General features: G+C 61.6%; 21 protein-coding genes. 8 read left to right on the top strand and 13 right to left on the bottom strand.

The annotated features are described in order from the left end of the window. Positions 1-116 precede the first annotated feature (116 nt). From ACWBU6_RS01090 to ACWBU6_RS01075, 4 genes are all read left to right on the top strand, one after another. On the top strand, positions 117-1,775 hold the full coding sequence (locus ACWBU6_RS01090) for an ABC transporter substrate-binding protein (protein ID WP_452647054.1): 1,659 nt from the start codon (positions 117-119) through the stop codon (positions 1,773-1,775). Positions 1,776-1,874: 99 nt separating this feature from the next. Continuing rightward, complete coding sequence (locus ACWBU6_RS01085; protein ID WP_452647053.1) at positions 1,875-4,631, top strand: TonB-dependent receptor; 2,757 nt, start codon at positions 1,875-1,877, stop codon at positions 4,629-4,631. A gap of 106 nt (positions 4,632-4,737) precedes the next feature. Next, complete coding sequence (locus tag ACWBU6_RS01080; protein WP_452647052.1) at positions 4,738-5,700, top strand: S66 peptidase family protein; 963 nt, start codon at positions 4,738-4,740, stop codon at positions 5,698-5,700. Positions 5,701-5,817: 117 nt separating this feature from the next. Continuing rightward, positions 5,818-6,729 carry a YihY/virulence factor BrkB family protein gene (locus ACWBU6_RS01075; protein WP_452647051.1) on the top strand — a complete coding sequence of 304 codons (912 nt, stop codon included), beginning with the start codon at positions 5,818-5,820 and terminating at the stop codon, positions 6,727-6,729. Here the strand turns inward: ACWBU6_RS01075 and ACWBU6_RS01070 are convergent. After that, positions 6,726-8,030 (bottom strand): ATP-binding protein, encoded by a 1,305-nt coding sequence (locus tag ACWBU6_RS01070; protein WP_452647050.1) that lies wholly within the window; start codon positions 8,028-8,030, stop codon positions 6,726-6,728. The genes ACWBU6_RS01075 and ACWBU6_RS01070 overlap by 4 nt on opposite strands. Before the next feature lie 224 nt (positions 8,031-8,254). On the opposite strand from ACWBU6_RS01070, the gene ACWBU6_RS01065 reads away from it, so the two are divergent. Together ACWBU6_RS01065 and ACWBU6_RS01060 are read left to right on the top strand one after the other, a co-directional pair. Beyond that, positions 8,255-9,130 carry a MipA/OmpV family protein gene (locus ACWBU6_RS01065; protein WP_452647049.1) on the top strand — a complete coding sequence of 292 codons (876 nt, stop codon included), beginning with the start codon at positions 8,255-8,257 and terminating at the stop codon, positions 9,128-9,130. After that, entirely contained in the window at positions 9,130-9,825 is a 696-nt protein-coding gene (locus ACWBU6_RS01060) for a hypothetical protein (RefSeq protein ID WP_452647048.1), read from the top strand. Before ACWBU6_RS01065 ends, ACWBU6_RS01060 begins: the two co-directional genes overlap by 1 nt. 6 nt (positions 9,826-9,831) lie before the next feature. On the opposite strand, the gene ACWBU6_RS01055 is transcribed toward ACWBU6_RS01060, so the two are convergent. From ACWBU6_RS01055 to ACWBU6_RS01010, 10 genes are all read right to left on the bottom strand, one after another. Continuing rightward, the gene (locus tag ACWBU6_RS01055; RefSeq protein WP_452647047.1) at positions 9,832-10,512 is read right to left on the bottom strand and encodes a response regulator; all 681 of its coding nucleotides are present in this window, start codon (positions 10,510-10,512) and stop codon (positions 9,832-9,834) included. Between the two features lie 112 nt (positions 10,513-10,624). Further along, entirely contained in the window at positions 10,625-11,134 is a 510-nt protein-coding gene (locus tag ACWBU6_RS01050; RefSeq protein WP_452647046.1) for a hypothetical protein, read from the bottom strand. Further along, entirely contained in the window at positions 11,134-12,144 is a 1,011-nt protein-coding gene (locus ACWBU6_RS01045) for a DUF6402 family protein (RefSeq protein WP_452647045.1), read from the bottom strand. The genes ACWBU6_RS01050 and ACWBU6_RS01045 overlap by 1 nt, the downstream gene beginning before the upstream one ends. 2 nt (positions 12,145-12,146) lie before the next feature. Further along, the gene (locus tag ACWBU6_RS01040) at positions 12,147-12,530 is read right to left on the bottom strand and encodes a hypothetical protein (RefSeq protein WP_452647044.1); all 384 of its coding nucleotides are present in this window, start codon (positions 12,528-12,530) and stop codon (positions 12,147-12,149) included. A 220-nt stretch (positions 12,531-12,750) separates the two neighbouring features. Beyond that, positions 12,751-13,878, bottom strand: coding sequence for an acyl-CoA dehydrogenase family protein (locus ACWBU6_RS01035; protein ID WP_452647043.1), 1,128 nt, complete (start codon positions 13,876-13,878; stop codon positions 12,751-12,753). A gap of 72 nt (positions 13,879-13,950) precedes the next feature. Continuing rightward, entirely contained in the window at positions 13,951-14,619 is a 669-nt protein-coding gene (locus ACWBU6_RS01030) for an SDR family oxidoreductase (RefSeq protein WP_452647042.1), read from the bottom strand. Positions 14,620-14,624: 5 nt separating this feature from the next. Continuing rightward, positions 14,625-15,824 (bottom strand): acetyl-CoA C-acyltransferase, encoded by a 1,200-nt coding sequence (locus ACWBU6_RS01025; RefSeq protein ID WP_452647041.1) that lies wholly within the window; start codon positions 15,822-15,824, stop codon positions 14,625-14,627. Next, entirely contained in the window at positions 15,817-17,640 is a 1,824-nt protein-coding gene (gene aceK, locus ACWBU6_RS01020; protein WP_452647040.1) for a bifunctional isocitrate dehydrogenase kinase/phosphatase, read from the bottom strand. The genes ACWBU6_RS01025 and aceK overlap by 8 nt, the downstream gene beginning before the upstream one ends. A 23-nt stretch (positions 17,641-17,663) precedes the next feature. Then, a complete protein-coding gene (locus ACWBU6_RS01015) occupies positions 17,664-18,848 on the bottom strand; it encodes an isovaleryl-CoA dehydrogenase (protein ID WP_452647039.1) in 1,185 nt (394 codons plus the stop codon). Positions 18,849-18,914: 66 nt separating this feature from the next. Further along, complete coding sequence (locus ACWBU6_RS01010; protein WP_452647038.1) at positions 18,915-19,316, bottom strand: MerR family transcriptional regulator; 402 nt, start codon at positions 19,314-19,316, stop codon at positions 18,915-18,917. A gap of 48 nt (positions 19,317-19,364) precedes the next feature. Between ACWBU6_RS01010 and ACWBU6_RS01005 the strand changes: the two genes are divergently transcribed. Then, on the top strand, positions 19,365-20,411 hold the full coding sequence (locus tag ACWBU6_RS01005) for an MBL fold metallo-hydrolase (RefSeq protein WP_452647037.1): 1,047 nt from the start codon (positions 19,365-19,367) through the stop codon (positions 20,409-20,411). Positions 20,412-20,895: 484 nt separating this feature from the next. Then, entirely contained in the window at positions 20,896-21,111 is a 216-nt protein-coding gene (locus ACWBU6_RS01000) for a hypothetical protein (protein ID WP_452647036.1), read from the top strand. A 209-nt stretch (positions 21,112-21,320) separates the two neighbouring features. Here ACWBU6_RS01000 and ACWBU6_RS00995 read toward each other — a convergent pair whose 3' ends face one another. Beyond that, entirely contained in the window at positions 21,321-21,902 is a 582-nt protein-coding gene (locus tag ACWBU6_RS00995; protein WP_452647035.1) for a UbiX family flavin prenyltransferase, read from the bottom strand. Continuing rightward, the gene (gene grxD, locus ACWBU6_RS00990) at positions 21,895-22,212 is read right to left on the bottom strand and encodes a Grx4 family monothiol glutaredoxin (protein WP_057265627.1); all 318 of its coding nucleotides are present in this window, start codon (positions 22,210-22,212) and stop codon (positions 21,895-21,897) included. The genes ACWBU6_RS00995 and grxD overlap by 8 nt, the downstream gene beginning before the upstream one ends. Between the last annotated feature and the right edge of the window lie 4 nt (positions 22,213-22,216).

Genomic DNA, 22,216 nt, shown 5'->3' with positions numbered 1-22,216 from the left:
TGGGATGACCGATTTTGCAGCGAAAGTATAGGGCCAGCGGATGAAAGTATGCGCTGCGCACATATAAAAAAGTTATAAGCTGGCGTATCGCCACACACTGGCATATGCTCCGCCGCATGAAAAACCTTCGCGCTTTCGCCGCCGCCCTGACCCTGGCCGCTGCCGCTCCGGCGGCGCTGGCTGCCGACAAAGTCCTGCACGCCTTCCTGTCGACGGGCGAAACCGGGCTCGACCCCGCCGTCGCCTCCGACCTGGCCAGCCTGAGCCTCCTGGAAAACCTGTTCGAGCCGATGCTGCGTTATGACTACGAGGCGCGCCCGGTCAAGCTGGTCCCCAGCAGCCTGCGCGAAATGCCGACCAGCGACGCCAGCGGCAAGGTCTGGACCTTTCACCTGAAGCCAGGCATGTTCTTCAGCGACGATCCTGCCTTTAAGGGAAAGAAGCGCGAAGTTACGGCGGATGATTATCAATTCGCTATCGAGCGCCTACTCGATCCCGCGCTCAAGTCGCCCTGGTCCTTCATGTTCGAAGGCAAACTGGCCGACTTGCGTGCCGTGGACAAATACACCCTGCGCCTGACCCTGAAGGAGCCCGACCCCAGCCTGCTGTTCTATTTCGCCCTGCCGGCCACCGGCGCGGTGGCGAAAGAGGTGACCAGCGCCTACGGCAGCCAGGTCGGCAACCATCCCGTGGGCAGCGGCCCCTTCGTCATCGAAGAATGGAAGCGCAGCGACAAGATCACTCTGGCCGCCAACAAGGGCTACCACCAGGTCTGGCAAGGCAAGCGATTGCCGATCGTCGACAAAGTCGAAGTCAAGATCATGGAGGAGTACCAGTCCCGCGTGCTGGGCTTCCTGAACGGCGAGTTTGACTACATCGAACAGGTGCCCGAATCGATGCGCGACATGGTGCTCGACCCAACCTCGTCCAAGCCGGTGCTGAAAAAGGACCTGGCGGCGCGCGGCATGGTGCTGTCTCCCTTCCCGGTGCTGCAGACCTATTACATGTGGATGAACATGGACGACCCGGTGATCGGCGGCTACAGCAAGGAAAAGGTCGCCCTGCGCCGCGCCATCGCACTGGGTTATAACAGCCCGGAGGACATCTCGCTGCTGAAGAAAGGCTTGGCCATCCCTGCCCAGAGCCCGCTGCCGCCAAACGTGCTGGGCTACGACCCGGCCTACCGCAGCCCGGTCAGCTACAACCCGAGGCTGGCGAGGGCCTTGCTCGACCGCTTTGGCTATAAGCTCGGCAAGGACGGTTTTCGCACCCTGCCCAATGGCCAGCCGCTGGCGCTGGTGATGCATAGCGAGCCGACCATGGTGGGCCGCCTGCGTGACGAGCTGTGGCGCAAAAACCTGAATGCCCTGGGTATCCGGGTCAGCTTCAAGACCGACAAGAAGACCGAGATCATCAAGGCCAGCCGCGTCGGCAAGGTGCAGATGTTCGAAACCAACTGGATTGCCGATTTCCCGGACGGCGACAACTTCTTCCAGCTGCTCTGGGGGCCCAACAGCGGCCGTGCCAATTACGCCCGCTTCAACCTGCCCGGCTACAACAGCCGCTACGAGAAAGCGCGCCAGCTCAGCGATGGTCCGGAACGCAACGTCCTGTACCGCGAGTTGAACCAGTTAATCCACGCCTATAACCCTTGGGTATTGCTGATCCACCCGATTTCGGCCGATATCCAGCAACCGTGGCTTAAAAACTACAACCGCCACCCGGTCGAGCTGACCAACTGGCGCTATCTGGACATTGAACCAAAAGCAATGTGACCACGGCATTACATTAGGTTATAGACACAATAGTAATTTTCATTGGATGACAAGTTTTTCATAGCGCTACTCTGCAAGAAAACTGTCTGGGAGAGGCATGTGAAGATTAAGAAGCTGGCGCACACGATTGCGCTGATCGGGGTAGTCAGTCCGGCATTGGCACAACAAGATGCCCAGCCCATGCAGCGTGTGGAGATCACGGGTTCCAGCATCAAGCGGGTGGCAGCCGAAGGTGCCCTCCCGGTACAGGTCATCACCTTCGACGCCATCCAGAAAGCCGGCATCACCAATACCCAAGACCTCTTGCGCAGCATTTCCGCCAACGGCACGGGCGCTGACAATATGACTTCCGGCAATAACGTGTTTGGCGCCGATGCCGACCGCGTCTCCGGTGGCGCCTCCTTCGCTTCCCTGCGCGGCCTGGGCCCGAACGCAACCCTGGTGCTGCTGAATGGACGACGCGTCGGCAACCACGGCGCCTCCGGCAAGGCAGTCGACCTGAACTCGATTCCGCTGGGCGCCATCCAGCGCGTGGAAATCCTCAAGGATGGCGCGTCCGCCATCTACGGCACCGACGCCATTGGCGGCGTGGTCAACTTCATCCTGCGCACCGATTACACCGGCGTCGAGGCGAGCGTCAGTTATAACGCCACCGAAGCGGGCGGCGGCATGCAGCGCCGCTATTCGCTGCTGGGCGGCGTCGGCAGCCTGGCCGAGCAAGGCTGGAACGTGATGGCCAGCGTGACGCATGACATTGACGACAAACTGTCCTCGCGGCAGCGCGATTTTGCCAATGGCTTCCAGCCGGAACGCGGCCTGTCGCCGGACACCACCGGTACCCCCTACGCCAATTTCCTGACCGGCGCCGGCACCGCACTGGGCACCGGCTTCATGGTCCCCGGCGACAGCACCACTTACCTGCAAGCCAGCCCGCTGAGCTTCCAGGGCAATTGCGGCGGCATTCCCGGCATGTCGCAATACCAGACCGAGCTGTGGAAGGACATCACCGCGCCGGCCCGCACCCGGTATTCCTGCGCCTACGACTACGGCGCCGATTATGTGATCAGCTTCCCGGTTGAGCGCAGCAACGCCGTATCGCGCGCGACTTTCCAACTGGGTCCGGAGCACAAGCTGTATGCCGAGTTGCTGGGCTCGCGCACCAGGGCGACTGCCGAATTGACCCCGGTGCAGATCTCGACCAGCCTGGCCAACGGCGCCGCCTACCCGGTCAACGGGCCGTACTACCTGGACATGACGCAGTTCATCCCGACGTACGACAAGACCAAGCCGATCATCTATAAATGGCGCTCGACCCCATGGGGCAATCGGACCCAGCAGAACGTCACCGAAAACCTGCGTGGCCTGGTCGGGCTGGAAGGCATGCTGGCCGGCAAATACGACTACAAAGTCGGCCTGTCGCGTGCGCAGAGCACGACCAAGACCGACCTGGTCGACGGCTACGGCTGGACCAGCCAGATCTACTCGGCCCTCGGCAGCGGCAAGATCAACCCATGGCTGCTGCCCGGCCAGAGCCAGACCGACGAAGCCATGCGCCTGATCGAATCGACCAAGTTCCGCGGCCGCCTGCAGCACGGCAAAACCACCATGACCCAGCTCGATGGCGCGCTCTCGGGCGAGGTCTTCCAAGTTCCTGCCGGGGCGGTGATGATGGCGGCCGGTGTCGACCTGCGCAAGGAGAGTTATGAGTTCGCGCAGGACGTGGACGCTACCAGAATCCTGTTGGCGCCCGGCAATGCCAACCAGAACCGGGTCAGCCGCAATGTCAAGGCCGTGTACGCCGAGATGATTGTCCCGTTGATCAAAGACCTGGAAGTGCAACTGGCCGTACGCCGCGACCATTATTCGGTCTTCGGCTCCACCACCAACCCGAAGCTGTCGTTCCGCTGGCAGCCATCGCAGAACCTGATGTTCCGCGGCTCCGCCTCGGAAGGCTTCCTGGCGCCGAGCTTCACCCAGCTCTACTCGGGTCGCCTGCTGGGCGAGTTGCCGAATGGTGTTATCGATCAGGAAGGCTGCGCCAGCCATCCGGGCGACCCGGCTTTCTGCGCCATTCCGCGCCTGAACTACTACTCCGGCGGCAATCCGCGCCTGAAGCCTGAAACGTCCAAGCAGGGTACGCTGGGCATGGTGGTGGCGCCCTTCGCCGGCTTTACCGCCTCGTTCGACTACTGGGCCATCAACGTCACGGACCGCATTCTCAACCGCACGCCGCAAGTGGTGCTGAGGAACTGGCAGTACCTGAACGAGTACATCATCCGCAATCCGCAGACCGGTGTGATCGACCATGTGGAAGCGGGCTGGATTAACGCTGCCGGACTGAAAACCCGCGGCCTCGACATTGGCTTGCGCCATGATGGCAAAGTAGGCGGCTACAAGACCAGCGCCACCCTGGACGGCACCTGGATGCAGTCCTTCAAATTCGCCGAGTTCGAAGGCCAGCCGTTCGTCGAACAAGTCGGCCAGTTCGCCACCCGCGACGTCTATTTGCGCTGGAAGCATCATGCCGGCCTGACGGTCTCGCGCGGCGACTGGAGTGTACTGTTCAACAACAAGTTCGCGTCGCACTACGCCGACCAGTTGCCAAACGGCGGTAAAGGCACGCCACCCGCCGGTTTCGACCCGAAGATCAAGCACTACAGCGTCTTCGGCATCTCAGCTACATACACGGGCTTGAAGAACGCCACCATCACGGCCGGCATCCACAACCTGTTCGACACCGACCCGCCGTTCACCGCCCACAATGTGGATGAGGTAGTGGGCGCCGGCTGGGACCCGCGCGTGGCAGACGGCCGTGGCCGCTCCTTGGCGCTCAACCTGAAGTACAAGTTCTACTGATGTGATTACCCGGCGCAGTTTTGGCCGAATCGTCGCGGCCGCCCTGGCCGCTGCCGCGCTCCCCGGGGTGGCGGCAGGCGGCCGTCCTGTTTCCCGAAAGCCAACCATGAAGAAAACGGCCCTGGTCAAGCCGCCACGCCTGAAGACAGGCGATACCGTAGCCCTGCTTGCCCCCGGCGGCCACACCGATGCCGAAGCGGTTGCCAAGGCGATCAAGAACATCGAATCGCTGGGCTTCCAGGTCAAGCTGGGCCGCAACCTGGAAGCGGTGTTTGGCAACTATGGCGGAGTCCCCGGGCAACGGCTGGAAGACTTGCACGCCATGTTCGCCGATCCCGACGTGAAGGCGATCTGGGCGATTCGTGGTGGTTCCGGCTGCATCCAGTTACTGGAGCACCTCGACTATGGGCTGATCCGCCGCAATCCCAAGATCCTGATCGGCTACTCCGACATTACCGCGCTGCACCTGGCGATCCAGAAAAAGGTCGGACTGGTGACGTTCCACGGCCCGCTGGCATCGTCGACCTTTTCCGACTATTCGCTGACGCACCTGCTGAACGTGCTGATGCAGCCGGAAGACGAATACACCATCCCGATGGCGCTGGAAAACAGCCGCAAGGCGGAGGCGGAACCGCACTACGCGCTGCGCACCGTTGTGCCCGGCGTATGTGAAGGCCCGCTAACGGGCGGCAACCTGTGCCTGGTCAGTGCCCTGGTCGGCACCGAATACGCCAGCAATTACACAGGCGGCATCCTGTTCCTGGAAGAGGTCAACGAAGCGCCCTACCGGATCGACCGCATGATGATGCAGCTTCACCTCAACCGGAAGTTCGGCAATGCCGCCGGCGTCATGCTGGGCATTTGCGAGAACTGCGGCCCGCAAGACAGCGACATCTCGCTGACGCTGGACGAAACCACCGACCAGCACCTCAAGCCCCTGAAAGTGCCGGCCGTCACCGGATACAGTTTCGGCCACATCCGCGACCAGTTCACCATCCCGATGGGCGTCCGCGCCCGCCTCGACACCGAACGCCAGACCCTCACCCTGCTCGAGCCCGCAGTTACCTAAAGCACTGGAATGTCCACCTTGGGGTCAGGAACGGAAGTGGACATTTTCCATACTAAAATGTCCACTTCCGTTCCTGACCCCAAGGTGGACATTTCGACTTCGGCGTAGAATGGGGCGATGCGAATACTCAAGCACAAGGCGGTGGCCTATGTGCTGGCGCATCCCCTGGATTTCGCGCTCCAGTGCCTGAGGGGTTTTCGGGCCAACCAGGGGCTGCTGCTGGCCGGCGCCGTGGCCTATTACTCGCTGCTGTCCATCGTTCCGCTGCTGATGCTGGTGGTGGTCGCGCTTTCCCACGTCATTCCGCAGCAGGAATTGCTGCAGATTATCGGCCGCTATCTGGAGTGGCTGATTCCCGGCCAGTCTCAGGCCGTGGTGGCCGAGGTCGGCCATTTCCTCGACCATCGTGAGCTGGTGGGCTGGGCCCTGGTAATGGTGATGCTGTTCTTTAGCTCGCTGGCCTTCTCGGTGCTGGAAAACGCCATGTGCTTCATCTTCCTGCATCGCGCCATGGTGCGCCGCCGCCATTACCTGGTATCGGCCATCCTGCCCTACTGTTACATCCTGTTCCTTGGCATCGGCGCGTTGGTGATGACCCTGGTGGCAGGGAGCCTGCAAGTCATCGGCGAGGAAAGCGTGCAACTGTTCGGCTACGAATGGTCGCTGCACGGCCTGTCAGGCGTCCTGCTCTACATGCTCGGCCTGGCTGGCGAGGTGCTGATGCTGAGTTCTATCTACCTGGTGATGCCGGTCGGCCGCCTGTCCCTGTCGCATGCCCTGATCGGCGGCGCCACCGCTACGGCCCTGTGGGAAGTCGCGCGCCATGTGCTGGTCTGGTACTTCACCACGCTGTCGCAGGTGAACCTGGTGTACGGCTCGATGACCACCGCCATCGTCGTCATGTTCAGCCTGGAGATCGGCGCTACCCTGCTGCTGTTTGGCGCCCAGGTCATATCCGAGTTCGAGCGGGTGGGCCGCGGGGAGCAGAACAAGGCGCCGCACCGCCTGCAAACCAAGACCGCCTGCTAGCCGGGCAAGGTTATCGTGAAGCGCGCCCCGCCCAGTGCGGAACTGCCGGCCACCAGGGTGCCGCCATGCAGTTGCACTGCCTTGCGCGCAATCGACAGGCCCAGGCCGAAGCCGCCGGTATTGCGGTCGCGGCTGCGGTCCAGCCGGTAGAAGGGTTCGAAAATGCGTTCGCGCTCGGCATGCGGGATGCCGGGACCATCGTCCTCGACCACCACCTGCACCGCGTTGCCAATCCGCGTCGCGCCCAGGCGCACCGAGCGCGTGCCGTATTTGAGCGCATTGCGCAGCAGGTTGCCGACCGCCCGTTCCAGCAGGCGCTGGTCGCCGCTGAACTGGCCCAGGGCGCTGCCAAGCTCCATCTCCAGCAGCATGCCTTCGCAGGGCGGCAGGGTCTCGCGGCAATGGGCCAGCGCCGATCCGAGATCGAATGGCCGGCGCTCCAGGTGCGCCTCGGCATCCAGGCGGGTCATGCCAAGCAGCTCATTGACCAGCTCTTTCAATTCGCGCAGGTCGCCTTCCATGGCGTTGATGCGCTTGTCCAGCGCCGGGTTTGCGGCCGCATCGCGCAGCAGCTCCAGCGCAAACTCCAGCCGTGCGATGGGGGTGCGTATCTCATGTCCCACCGAATGCAGCAGGTTGCGCTGCGAATCGAGCAGGCGTTCGATGCGGTCGGCCATGTGGTTGATGCGTTCCGCCAGCGGGTAGATGCTGTCCTTGGGCTCCATATGCGCCCGTGCGCCCAGCTCGCCTCCACCGAACCGGTCCGCCACATCGGAAAGCTGCTGCAGTCCCTGCCAGTGAGCACGTGACCAGACCGCGATCGGTATCAGCAGCACCAGGGCCACAATCAGGTAGCGCACCGCTTCCATCGACAGCGCAAAGCCGATATCGATCGGCAGGTCCTGCGCTATCAGCGCTTCTTCATTACTGCCGATATAGCGCTCGCCAATCAGGTCGACGCGCCGGTAAAACGCCTTGCGCCCGATATCGAGCACCACGTCGCCGCGCTCGAAGCCGGCCGCGTCGATGCCGGATAACTGCTTGCGCACGTCCCCCAGCGGCACCAGCTCGAAGCGCACGCCGGACACTTCGCGCACCTTGTTCAGGCGGTCCAGCCATTGGTCGGCCGGCGCCTGGTCGATGTACTGCTCAAGGAGGAAAATCTGGGCCGCCGCCTGGCGCCGCGCAATCGAGTCGAGGGGGTCGCCGAACAGCCGGTTGATCGCGAAATAGACGATGAATGCCGCCGCACTGATGGACAGCATCACCAGTATGAAAAAACGGAAGAACAGGCGATTCATCAAGGCGTATTGTATAAGAAACAAGGACCTGCAGCGAATCCGGCGTACAAATTTGCGACAAAAAGCGTACAGCTCACGGCGGATTCCGGCGGTCGTTTTTCATATGATTACGCTACCGCTTGGGTGAATTCGCAACGAATTTGAGATAGGGAGCTGAGCGTTTTAGCGGCTTGGGAAGGTATTGCAATTACAATGTCCGCCATTCCCAAACGTAGACCTTCAATATGCGACAGTACCTGTTATTCGCCATTGCCAGCGCCTGCAGCACGGTAGCTGCGCAGACGCCAGCCACCAATCCGATGCCGGATGGCAGCCGGGACATGTATATCGGCATTGGCGTGCAGTCCGTGCCCCGTTACGACGGGGCGAGCGATAACCGCACCCTGGCCCTGCCGGTGCTCCAGGTCCAGTGGAGCAATGGCATTTTCGTATCCGGCACCGCCCTTGGCTGGCACCTGTCGCAGTCCCCATCGATGGAATTCGGCCCGATGCTGGCGCTGTCGCCGCGCCGCGACCGGGACGGCGTCTCCTTCAGTTTCAGCGGCGTGTCCGAAGGCTCCGGTGCGCGCATGGCCCACACCAGCTTTCGCCCTGGCGAATTCAATGAGAGCGAGGAGTTCGACTCCAACCGGCTGCGCGATATGGACGTGATCAAGCGCCGCGTCGTGGCCGGCGGTTTCTTCAACTATTATCTTTCGCCCAAGCTGCGCCTGACCAACACGCTGACCTATGGCAGCGGCCGGGACCGCGATGGCGCGCGCCTGCATACCGCCTTGCAGTACATGATGGTTGATGTGGCGCCCCACCACACGGTCGTGCTCTCGGCCGGCGTTTCGGTGACCAACCGCGCGCATAGCGCAACCTGGTTCGGCGTGACCGAGGAAGAAGCCGAGCGCTCCGGCACCACTGGCGCCTACCGTCCCGGCGCTGGCGTGCAGGACGTGCGTGCCGGCGTGCGCTGGAACTGGGCTCTGGGCCCGAGCTGGATGCTGACTTCCGGCGCCACCGTCAACCGCCTGGTCGGCGATGCAAAAAACAGCCCGCTGGTCGAGCGCGCCACCAACTATTCCGTTTCCACCGCCCTGGCTTACCGATTCTGATGAAGACCTTGACCTTCTTCCGCACCACGCTGCCGGCTGTCTGCCTGGCGCTGGTGACCTGCGCCGTCCAGGCGCAGGAGGAGTGGGTCAGCTATCGCGACGCCTACAAGCAGATGGTGGTGTTCGCCAAATACGGCAAGCCGAAGAATTTCCTGCAAATCCATTACGAAGTCAGCCCGCGCGATCCTGCGGCGCAGCTGGAGGGGCTGCACCTGACCCTGACCGGCAAGAACACCCAGCTTAACCTGCCGCTGGATGCCACCGGCCGTGCCGTGTTCCCCCTGCTGAAGGCGGCCTATGACGACAACGCTGTGCTGGCGCTGAACCGGCGCATGGCCAGCTACCGCTTTGCCCCGCGCGTCACGATCATTGCGCGCAACGATGGCATTTACGAGTCGGCCGACCTGCGTACGGCCTGCGAGCAGGCGCTGGCCTATCAGCGCTACATCGATTCTTCGTACGGCTCGAAGAAATGCAGCGGTGTTCGTTTTGTGTTCGGGAATCGCGCCGATGCGTTGGTGCAGGCGAAGTATGGGTTGCGGGAAGCGCCCCTGCCGGTAGTGGATGGACCTGCCTTCGATGGCGAAACGCTCGGCACTTATCGCACCGCCACCTACCGCTTTGCCGACTGGTCGGCGCAGGGCCAGGTCGTCAGCCAGAATACCCCGCTGGCGATCGCCCCGCTGTTCGAATAGGCGGACTTAATTCCAGGCCGACGGCGAGAACAGGTAACCCTCGCCCCAGACGGTCTTGATCTTCTCCCCATCCGTATCGTCGAATTTGCGGCGCAGTTTCGAGATCGAGTTGTCGATCGAGCGGTCCAGGCCGTCGAATTCAATGCCGCGCATGGTCTTCAGCAGCGCATCGCGCGAGAGCACCGTGCCGGCCGATTCCGCCAGTACCAGCAGCAGTTTGTATTCCGTATTCGACAGCGGGCAGGGCTGGCCGCGCCAGGTGACCGAGCGGTCGCTGGTGGCAATGCTCAACTGGCCGAAGCTCAGATGGTCCACTTCCGCCTTGCCCTGGCGGCGGCGCAGCAGGGCGCGCAGGCGCGCCAGCAGCACGCGCGGCTGCACCGGCTTGTTGATGAAATCGTCCGCACCCTGTTCCAGTAGCGACACCTCGTCGTAGGAATCTTCGCGCGCGGTCATGATCAGGATCGGCACGTCGCTGATTTCGCGGATTTGCTGGCTGACCTTCATGCCATCCATGCCCGGCAGCATCAGGTCCAGCACCACGACGTCGGGATTGGCCGCCTTGAAGCGCGGCAGCGCCTCGTCGCCGCGCGGCACTACGTCGACCTTGAACTCGTAGCCTGCCAGGTACTCCGTGACCAGTTCGGCCAGGCGCTCATCGTCTTCTACCAACATCACATGAACCATGACTATCTCCTTGTGGCGGACATTTTATCGGAGCTATGCCTGTCTGGATCAGACCTCAACAAAATTGGACAATTTAGTACATTCGGTGACGAATCGTCTTTCGGTCCAGGTTTCAAAGTCTTGCACGTAACGCCGTGCAGGCCGCTGTTTTGTTGTCGGCTGCGCAGTCGAGGCTGGAAAGATTCGGCTGGCGCTGGGTTCCTGCGCATTCATCGATTCCGGTCCATTCATGATATGGCCCTTCGCCGCCGGGAAATGCTGCGACAGTACCATCCTGGCTCCAATAGAAGACAGAATTGCCCATCCCCGCCAGGCCCAGGGAAATGGCGGGGATCGATGGAATTGTCGCGCTCGAATCCCGTAGCACTTTTCCGCTGCCGATATTCTTGACGAGGTAGAAAGCATCGCCGTCGGCCATGACGAACAAGGAATATGGATCGAGCCAGTTCCATCGCTCGCCGCCTTTGAATTGATATTCAACCAGGGCACAAGTCCCGGCGGGATTAGTGAGGATCGCCCCCGGCGGATAAGCAGGCCGGATCCAGCTTACGTTTAATCGAAGGATGATGACCACGACTGCCACGATGGCCAGTATGAACAGGGGGCGCTTCAGCAATTTCATCACTTTATCAATTCTTTTCGCCAGAAATACGTCGTAATTCCTCGGGGCCGGAAGGTGAATGGCTTTTTCAGTCGTGTTTGCACTACGTCGCTGAAAATGAGGAGATCTCCGCCTTTGTTGGCCACTTGACGGTGGCTACGGAAGTGTTGGTTGCTGACTTCGACGTAATCGTTAGGGCAAGAACCGCGCGATGCACCCATTGCAAACAAGCGGATGTAAGGGGCGGAAGACTTGCTCCAGTGTCCCAGGTACTGGTCGCCATTGAAATCATAGGTGTCGCGCAGGTAGACGCCGATCGTATCAATCGAAACTTCGTAATACTCTGCCTGGAAGCCACACTGGAGGCCAGTATCAAACTCTTTCAACTTGGGCGTTACGAAACCGGCTGCCGCTATTTTGAACAGGGTATCAGCCAGCGCGCCCCACATATCATCCAGTCCTGGATCGCTCTGGAATAGTTCGCGCGCCGCTGCCTCGCCGTAAGTGGCGGCATTGTATTCCCTGCCGCCGATCTTATGGAATTGAAACTGCCAGAGATCGCTCACCTCAAGCACCGAAGCGCCGAGTTCCCCGTATGCCTCTCTGCTCAGGCCGAATTTGCCTGCCTTGATGAGCTTCTTGATCAATTCCTTCCGTGCCGCAGCCGATTCATAAACAGCTGGCTTGGAGCTGAACAGGCCTGTGCTACCGAAGATTTGCTCGTAGCGGTTTTTGATACGGGGAAAAGATAGCGCCCAGCTCATCTTGACCGTGCCGGTATCGACCAGGTTGGCGGGGTAAGCGCGCGCATCTGTTTTGCCTTGCTTCTCCGCGCTGCTCATGGTGTGTGCTGGAGATGAGAACCACTTGCGCATCAATGCGGCAGATACCGGCCACTGCTTGCTGTCCATGATGGCTGGCAGGTCCGTCAGCCTGAACACATCGGCATAGCACACTTTGCCCTGCTTATTCTGCGTGGGGCTGGTCTTTGAGTTGGCGACGGACTGGATTGCAATATCAGCGATCGACACGGCTATTCCCCAACCTGAATTTCATGCTGGTGACCGATCTCGATCTTCAATGGCATGCTCTTGTCCGTGACCGCATATTCGGTGCGGCCCTCGGCATCGGTGTAGCCTTCAATGGCGGCCCCGGTGGCGAGCGTGATCCGGTAATAGCGGTTGCGGGCAGGCGTGCCGCTCTTTTCATCCAGGAGCACGAAATATTCGTCGTAGCCCTGTTCATGCTGGCAAGGCGGCGGGTTCATTCCGCGCCAGTTGCCCTGGCCGTCCGGCACAAACGCGGCATGGGACTCCTGTCCGGACTGGTTTTCTACCCCATCAATACCGTTCAGGGTAGAGAGCAGGGGGCATCCGCCAGTCGTCGCGGGCGCCGTGGAAGGTGTAGGGCTTGCCATGACTGAAGCTGGTCTGCTCACCTTCTACCACGCTGCCGCCGCACGATGCCTTATCGCCCAGTCTGATCCATCCGAGAATTGCCATATCTGTTTCTTGAGAGCACCGAAATCCGAGATTCTATTTCAAAAGTATCAACAGGATGAGCTCGATTGAAACTTGTCATTGACGGAGCAGATTTTCGTTCGTGTGCTAGGACGCCGCTGGCTCGCTCGGGCCGCCTTACAGCGCGCGGGCGATCAGCAGCTTCTGGATATCGCTGGTGCCTTCGTAGATCTGGCACACGCGCACGTCGCGGTAGATGCGCTCTACCGGGAAGTCGGCCGTGTAGCCATAGCCACCGTGGATCTGGATCGCGTCGGAGCAGACGCGTTCCGCCATCTCGGAGGCGAACAGCTTGGCCATTGCCGCCTCTTTCAGGCATGGCTGGCCGGCGTCCTTCAGCGATGCGGCATGCCAGATCAGCTGGCGTGCGGCTTCCAGCTGCATCGCCATTTCCGACAGCTTGAACTGTACCGACTGGTGCTCGAAGATCGGCTTGCCGAAGGATTCGCGTTCGCGCGCATACTTCAGGGCTGCTTCAAATGCGGAGCGCGCCATGCCGACCGATTGCGAAGCGATGCCGATGCGGCCGCCTTCCAGGCCGGACAGGGCGATCTTGTAGCCCTGGCCCGCTTCGCCGATCATGTTCGCTGCCGGTACGCGGCAGTTTTCGAACAGGATCTGCGCCGTGTCGGAGGAGTGCTGGCCCATTTTGTGCTCGATGCCGGCCACGATGTAGCCCGGCGTATTGGTCGGCACCCAGAAGGCGCTGATGCCCTTCTTGCCGGCGGCCTTGTCGGTCACCGCAAACACGATTGCCACGTCGGCATGTTTGCCGGAGGTAATGAACTGCTTGGTGCCGTTGATGAGGTAGTCATCGCCGTCGCGGATGGCCGTGCTGCGCAGGGCGGCGGCATCGCTGCCGGTATGTGGCTCGGTCAGGGCGAAGGCGCCCAGCATCTCGCCTTGCGCCAGCGGACGCAGCCATTGCTGCTTCTGCTGCTCGTTTGCGTACATCATGCCGATGCTGCACACCGGGCAATTGTTCACGGAAATGACGGTGGAGGTGCCGCCATCGCCGGCGGCGATTTCTTCCAGCACCAGCGCCAGCGAAACGTAATCGAGGCCCGCGCCGCCCAGTTCTTCCGGCACGGCGACGCCGAAGGCGCCCAGCGCGGCCAGCTCTTTGAGCTCGTCTTTCGGGAAGTGATGCTCCTTGTCCCAGCGCGCTGCGTGAGGTGCCAGGCGTTCCTGCGAAAACGCACGCAGCGCGTCGCGGATCATTTCGTGTTGTTCGTTGAGGATCATTGTTATCTTTCTCTACGGCTGGGGCCGTGGCAACCGTGGGGTCTGACCCCAGGGTTGCCACGGGCTCGGCTGTTACCAGCCTATCGGTGAACCGTCGTAGTCTCGGTAGACGGCTTGTTCGGATGCCGGCAGTTCGGCCAGCACCTGGCGCAGTCCGCGCACGCTTTCTTCGGCCGACAGCGCGGCGCCGGCGCCGCCCATGTCGGTGCGCACCCAGCCCGGGTGCAGGGCGACGCAAGTGGCGCCTTGCGGGCCGAACTGGTGGGCGGTGTCGACCAGCACGGAGTTCAGCGCCGCCTTGCTGGCGCGGTACAGCGAGCCGCCGGAACCCTGGCGCTCGCTGAGGGAACCCATGCGCGAGGACATCACGGCCAGCTTGCCGCGCCCGGCGCATACCAGCGGTGCGATGATCGGCAGCAGCCGCATCGCACCCAGTACGTTGATGTGCATGACGGCGTCGAAGTCCGCCTGCATCGGGAAGCCGTCGGTGCGCGGTCCGTAGACGCCGGCGTTCAGGATGGCGACGTCCAGCTCTTCGCCGTCCAGTTTCCAGCCCATGCCGGCCACGGCTTCCACGTTCGTGACGTCCAGCTTATGGGCTTCGGCACCCATGCCGGCCAGCATGGCGACATCTTCCTTCCTGCGGGCCGTGGCGATTACGCGCCAGCCATCGGCCAGGTACTGGCGAACCAGTTCCAGGCCGATGCCGCGCGAGGCGCCGATCACGAGTGCCAGCGCCATCGTGCTTACACCAGCTCGATGCCCATGGCAGTGGCTTCGCCGCCGCCGATGCACAGTGCCGCCACGCCCTTCTTGCCGCCCTTGGCTTTCAGTGCGCCGATCAGGGTGGTGATGATGCGCGCGCCGGTGGCGCCGATCGGGTGGCCCAGGGCGCAGGCGCCGCCGTGCACGTTGACCTTGCTGTGCGGGATATCCAGGTCGTGCATCGCTGCCATTGGCACGGCGGCGAAGGCTTCGTTGATTTCGAACAAGTCAACGTCGCTGGCTTTCCAGCCGGTCTTGGCCAGCAGCTTCTGGATCGCGCCCACCGGGGCGGTGGTGAACTGTTCCGGCACCAGGGAGTTGGTGGCGTGGCCGGTGACCTTGGCGATCACGGTGGCGCCCAGCTTTTTGGCGGTGGATTCGCGCATCATGACCAGGGCAGCGGCGCCGTCGTTGATCGAGGAGGACGATGCGGCGGTGATGGTGCCGTCCTTGGCGAAGGCTGGCTTCAGCGCCGGGATCTTTTCGATCTTGGCTTTCAGCGGGCCTTCATCCTTGTCGATCACCACGTCGCCGGCGCGGCCGGACACGGTTACCGGGGCGATTTCCCAATTGAAGGCGCCGGATGCCTGCGCAGCCTGCGCACGCTTGACGGATTCGATGGCGAAGTTGTCCTGCGCTTCGCGGCTGAACTTGTAGGCGGCGGAGCACTGCTCGGCGAAAGTGCCCATGGAGCGGCCCTGGCCGGTCTTGGCGTCGCGGGTGTAGGCGTCTTCCAGGCCGTCGTACATCATGTGGTCGAACATCATGCCGTGGCCGATGCGGTAGCCGCCGCGTGCCTTGGGAATCAGGTAAGGGGCATTGGTCATGGATTCCATGCCGCCTGCCACGATCACTTCCGCGCTGCCGGCTGCCAGTGCATCGTAGGCGAAGATCGCTGCCTGCATGGCGGAACCGCACATCTTGGACAGGGTCACGGCGCCGGCGGAAACCGGCAGGCCGGCCTTGATCGATGCCTGGCGTGCTGGCGCCTGGCCCTGGCCTGCCATCAGGCAGTTGCCGAAGTAGACGTGTTCGACGGCTTCCGGCTTGATGCCTGCGCGTTCGACGGCGGCTTTGATGGCCACTGCGCCCAGGTCATTGGCGCTCAGGCTGGCGAAGTCGCTCTGGAAGGCGCCCATTGGGGTACGGGCGGCGCCGACGATTACGATTGGGTCATTCATTTTCAAAGGTCTCCAAAAGGGATGGTGTTGCTTGCTTCGCTGCCTCGGGCAGCGAGTCTCGGTTGCGGAAACGGACGTGCTGGGGATACGGGAACACGTCCTCGATGACACCACTGGCGATCAGCTCTTTTTTCCTGGCCCACCAGTGAGGCGAGAGCAGGTCGGCGTGGTGCTTCATAAAGTATTTTCGGATTTTCGCGTTGCCGAGCAAGAACTTGTCGAACTGCTCGGGAAACACGTCGTGCTTGCCGATCGGGTACCACGGCTCGGCGGACATTTCATCCTCCTCGTTACGCGGCGCCGGAATGACACGGAAGTTGCAGTCCGTGATGTACTCAATTTCATCGTAGTCGTAGAAAACGACACGCTTGTGACGGGTGACGCCGAAATTCTTGTACAGCATGTCGCCCGGGAAGATGTTGGCCGCCACCAGGTCCTTGATGGCGTTGCCGTATTCGAGGATGCCGTGTTCCAGCGCGGCCTCGTCGCCCACTTCGTCGGCGTGCGACAGGAACATGTTCAGCGGCACCATGCGGCGCTCGATGTACAGGTGCTTGATCACCAGCTGGTCGCCTTCTTCTTCGATCAGCGATGGGGCGAAGTGTTTCAGTTCCATCACCAGCTCTTCGCTGAAGCGGTTGCGCGGGAAGGCGACGTTGGAGTACTCAAGCGTGTCGGCCATGCGGCCTACGCGGTCGTGGTGCTTCACCAGGAGGTATTTGGACTTGATCTGTTCCCGCGTGGTTTCCTTGGGCGGCGGGTAAAAGTCCTTGATCACCTTGAACACATATGGGAAGGACGGCAGCGCAAACACCAGCATCACCAGGCCGCGTATGCCGGGTGCGATCGCGAACAGGTCGGACGAGTGCTTCAGGTGCTGCAGGTAGTCGCGGTAGAAGGCGTTCTTGCCCTGCTTCTGCAGGCCGAGGATGGTGTAGATCTCGCTGCGCGGCTTGAGCGGCAGCAGGTTGCGCAGGAACTGCACATAGGCCGACGGTACTTCCATGTCGACCAGGAAGTAGGCGCGCGTGAAAGAGAACAGCAGCACGATGTCCTGCTGCTCGGTCAGCACGGCATCCAGCACCAGCTGCCTGTTCTTATTGTGAAGAATGGGGACCACAAAAGGCAGCTCGCGGCTGCCGTTGATGGCGCGGCCGACGATGTAAGCGCCCTTGTTGCGGAAAAACAGGCTCGAAAGGACCTGGATCTGCGCATTCGGTTCCAGCTCGCCAAACAGGTCGGACAGCCGCTCTTCCACCAGCGCCACGTCGCGCGACAGGTTGGCGAACGCAGTATTCAGCTGGAAGTTGGTGACGATGCGCTTGAGCGTGAAAGTCAGGCCATCCTTGCCCGGGTAGTACACGCGGTAGGTCGGCGCCACTTCTTCAGTGTCGATGTACTCGGTCGAGACGACCGGGCGCACGAAAATGAACTCGTTGTGGAAGTATGAGCGGTGCAGGATGTTGCAGCAGACGGAGTTGAAGAAGGTTTCCGCCAGCTCCGGCTGCTTGTGGCCGGACAGCATGCCGATGTAATGCAGCTTGAGTTCGCGCCACACTTCATCGGTCAGCTCGGACGGGTCGTACTCGTCCTCCAGCATCTGCACGCATTCCTGCACGCGCTTGTCGTAAAAGTCGATCCGTTCGCGCGCGGCGACCTGGGCCACCGCCCAGTCGCCCTGCTCGAAATGCCGCTTGGCCGCCTGCGCCGCCTGCCGGAACAGGCGGTAGTGCTTGTCGAACCCCTCGCGGATGGTGCGCGCGATGTCGAACGCGATTTGCGACGACAGCAGCTTGGGGAAGGCGGCGTGGATCATGGCGGCCTTGCGGCGGTGCCCGCTTACTTGGTTTCGGCGAACAGTTCGCGGCCGATCAGCATGCGGCGGATCTCGCTGGTGCCGGCGCCGATCTCGTACAGCTTGGCGTCGCGCCACAGGCGGCCGACCGGGTACTCGTTGATGTAGCCGTTGCCGCCCAGGGTCTGGATCGCTTCGCCGGCCATCCAGGTTGCCTTCTCGGCCGAGTACAGGATGGCGCCGGCGGCATCCTTGCGCAGTGCCCGTACCTGCTCGGGCGAGGTGGCGCGGTCGCAGGCCTGGCCCACGGCGTAGACGTAGGCGCGGCAGGCCATCATGGTGGAGTACATGTCCGCCAGCTTGCCCTGCATCAGCTGGAATTCGCCGATCGGCTGGCCGAACTGCTTGCGGTCGTGGATGTATGGCACCACGGCATCCATACAGGCCGACATGATGCCCAGCGGGCCGCCGGACAGCACGGTGCGCTCGAAGTCCAGGCCGGACATCAGCACGTTGACGCCCTTGCCCAGGCCGCCCAGCACGTTCTCGGCCGGCACTTCGCAGTCTTCGAAGACCAGCTCGCCGGTGTGCGAGCCGCGCATGCCCAGCTTGTCCAGCTTCTGGGCGATCGAAAAGCCCTTGAAGCCCTTCTCGATCAGGAAGGCGGTCATGCCGCGCGGGCCGGCTTCCAGGTCGTTCTTGGCGTACACCACCAGGGTGTCGGCGTCCGGGCCGTTGGTGATCCACATCTTGGTGCCGTTCAGCACCCAGCGGTCGCCCTTGCAGTCGGCGCGCAGCTTCATCGACACCACGTCGGAACCGGCGTTCGGCTCGGACATGGCCAGCGCACCGACGTGCTCGCCCGAAATCAGCTTCGGCAGGTATTTCTTCTTCTGTTCTTCGGTGCCGTTGCGTTTGATCTGGTTGACGCACAGGTTGGAGTGGGCGCCGTAGGACAGGCCGACCGAGGCCGAAGCGCGCGAAATCTCTTCCATCGCGATGATATGGGCCAGGTAGCCCATGTTGGAGCCGCCGTATTCTTCGCCGACCGTAATGCCCAGCAAGCCCAGTTCGCCCATCTTCTTCCACAGGTCCATCGGGAACTGGTCGGTACGGTCGATTTCAGCAGCGCGCGGGGCGATTTCGGCGGCGGCGAACTGCTGAACCGCTTCGCGCAGGGCGGCGATGTCTTCGCCGTGATCAAAGGTCAGGCCTGGGAGATGGAGCATGTCTTCCTCTATTGGTGTTGGGTATTGAAGCGCAAATGATACGCTTGAGTGACGTTAACGTAAACGTCAACCAGCTGTTTGCTTTTCGGCAAGAGCCGCCAGCAGGCGCTTGCACTCTTCCTCATGGGTGGCAATCTCTTGCAGCGACATTTCAATGTCTTCGCGCTGTTGTTCCAGCGTCTCGCGGTGCTGCGACAATACGCCCAGGAAGCGGTTCATCTGGGCTTCGGTGTCCTTGGGCGACTCGTACATGTCGACCAGGCTCTTGATCTCGCTCAGCGACAGGCCGATGCGCTTGCCGCGCAGGGTCAGCTTGAGACGGGTGCGGTCGCGTGGCGTATACACGCGGTTGCGGCCGCCGGCGCCTTCGCGCGAGGGGCTCAACAGGCCCTGATCCTCATAGAAACGGATGGCGCGCGGGGTGATGTCGAACTCGCGGGCCAGTTCGGTGATGGTGTAGGTCGGCATGGCTTACAATGGATCTTCCGTTTACGTAACGTCAATCTATTGTACGCCATGAACCCGCTCGAATCCCAGCTTGACTATCCATTTGGCGACACCCTGCCGGCCAGCGGCAGCGTGCTCGAAGTCGCGCCCGGCGTGGCGTGGATGCGGCTGCCCTTGCCCTTTGCCCTGGACCACATCAACCTGTGGCTGCTGCGCGAAGCCGGCGGCTGGACCGCGGTCGATTGCGGGGTGGCGCTGGATGCCAGCAAGGAGGCCTGGAATGCCGTGCTGGCCGGGCCGCTGTCGGGCCAGCCGCTGCAGCGCGTAGTGGCCACTCACTGTCATCCTGACCATGTCGGGCTGGCGGATTGGCTGTGCCAGCGCTTTGGCATCCCGCTCTGGATGACGACCGGCGAATACGCCTTTGCGCGCATGATGTCGGCAGGCTTGCCGGGCGTGGATGGCCCGTCCGCGGTACCGCATTTCGAGCGCCACGGCCTGGCCGATCCCGACATGCTGGAGAAAATGCGTTCGCGAAAGAGCTACTACCCGTCGCTGGTGCCGTCGGTGCCGGCCTCCTATGTACGCCTGCAGGATGGCCAGTCCTTCACCGCCGGCGGCTGCAGCTGGCGCGTCATCACCGGGTTTGGCCACTCCCCCGAGCACGCCGCCTTGTACTGCGAGCAGCGCAAGGTGCTGGTTTCCGGCGATATGGTCCTGCCGCGCATTTCCACCAATATCTCGGTGTTTGCCGTCGAGCCGGCAGCCAACCCCTTGCAGCAATACCTCGACTCGCTGCAGCGTTTCGCCGGCTTGCCGGAGGACGTGCTGGTGCTGCCCTCGCATGGCCGCCCGTTCCGCGGCCTGCACACCCGCATCCAGCAGCTGCGCGATCACCACGATGCGCGCCTGGCCGAGGTGCTGGCCGCCTGTGCCGGCCAGCCGCGCTCCGCGGCCGAGGTAGTACCACTCATGTTCCGCCGTCCGCTGGATGCCCACCAGCTCAGCTTCGCGCTGGGGGAAGCGCTGGCGCATCTTCACAAGCTGTGGCGGGATGGTAACGTGCGCCAGGTTACCGGAAATGACGGCATCATCAAATTCATAAAAGGCGCATAAAGTTACCGTCGGTCTGTAATACCAGCCGACCGGTCGACAACAAAGACAGCCCCCTAGGTTTGTAGTCGCCAGTCAACTTTATTTCTAAAGTTGTAATCGATTGCTTGTCGTCCTGACAAGTAGATTCTGCTACTTATATGCGGTTTGGCCGAAAGAAATTCGGGCCAGCAGAGCGGGAAATCGAACAGTCTGTAGTGCTAATTGTTAATTGTTGTTATCTACAATTGTCACAATTGGTCTGATGGTTCTAGAGACTGACATTCATGTTGTGACATGAAATAGTGCAACTATGAATTCTTCAAACGAACGTGAAAGCTTTAGCCAGCGACTCCAGCAGGCTTTAAAAAATGCCCACTACTCGCCGGACAGCCCGACCAGGCTGGCGAGGGAGTTCAATATCAGGTTTGAGGGCAGGCCGATTACGGTCCACGCGGCCCGGAAATGGCTGGTTGGCGAGGCAATTCCGACCCAGGAAAAGCTGCGCATGATTGCGCAGTGGCTGGGCGTTCCTGCGGAATGGCTGCGCTTTGGCGGTGCCGAAATCGAGCACCATAATGGGGACACGAACGGCAGCAACCTGGCCCGCTTCGAGTCGGCCGACGTGAAATTGATCGCTGATTTGCAACGGCTGGACGATCACCACAAGCAAATTGCGCGCGAATTTATTCGCATGCTGGTGCGGGTCAACTACCAAAAGTAACAGAAAGACACCATTTGTCCTGCGCAAAACAGGGCAAAAAGCTTGCAAATTTAGCTCAGGGTTTCACTTAGCGCGCCGGCTCCCGGCGCGTCTTCCCGATGTATCAGAATGATGTTTTTGATACTGCCGGCATGGCGTCCTGCCATGTCACAAACGACCATACCACTTTGTAACAAACTTGATACACTGGCCCGCGAAGGCGCATGTTTTCAGGGGGTCATGCCATTCCAGCGAGGGGCCAGATTGTGACATATGCCGAATAAGTCGATGACGCGCGCCACGGTGTGGTCCACCATTTCATCAATGGTTGCCGGCTGGTGGTAGAAAGCTGGCAATGGCGGGAAGATAATGCCGCCCATTTCGGTGACGGCGGTCATATTGCGCAGGTGCGCAAGATTGAAAGGTGTTTCGCGCACCATCAGTATCAGGCGGCGGCGCTCTTTCAGCATTACGTCGGCGGCGCGGGCAATCAGGTTGTCCGACAGGCCATGCGCGACGGAAGCCAGGGTTTTCATCGAGCAGGGGGCGATCACCATGCCGTCGGCCTGGAACGAGCCGCTGGCGATGGAGGCGCCGATATTGTTCTGCTTATGGACGACATGGGCCAGTGCTTCGACTTCCTTGCGCTGCAGGCCGGTTTCCTGGTGGAGGGTGAGGACCGCGGCGTCGGAGATGATTAGATGCGTCTCGACGCCTTCGATCTTGCGCAGGTGCTGCAACAGCCGCACCCCATACACGGCGCCCGTAGCGCCGGTGATGGCGATGACCAGCCGCTGCGGGCGATCAGCCATTGTTGTCCAGCAGGGCCTTCAGTTCGCCGGATTCATACATCTCGGACATGATGTCGGAGCCGCCGATGAACTCGCCGCGCACGTACAGTTGCGGGATGGTCGGCCAGTTCGAGTATTCCTTGATGCCCTGGCGCACTTCCGGATCGTCCAGCACGTTCACGGTGGCGATGTTTTCAACACCGCACGCTTTCAGGATCTGGATGGCACGGCCCGAGAAGCCGCACTGAGGGAACTGGGCGGTGCCTTTCATGAACAGCACGACAGGGGTGTTGGTCACGGTTTCTTTGATCCAGGTTTGTACGTCGCTCATTGCA

This window comes from Pseudoduganella sp. HUAS MS19, assembly GCF_053615455.1.
This window is presented reverse-complemented; position numbering and strand designations above follow the sequence as displayed.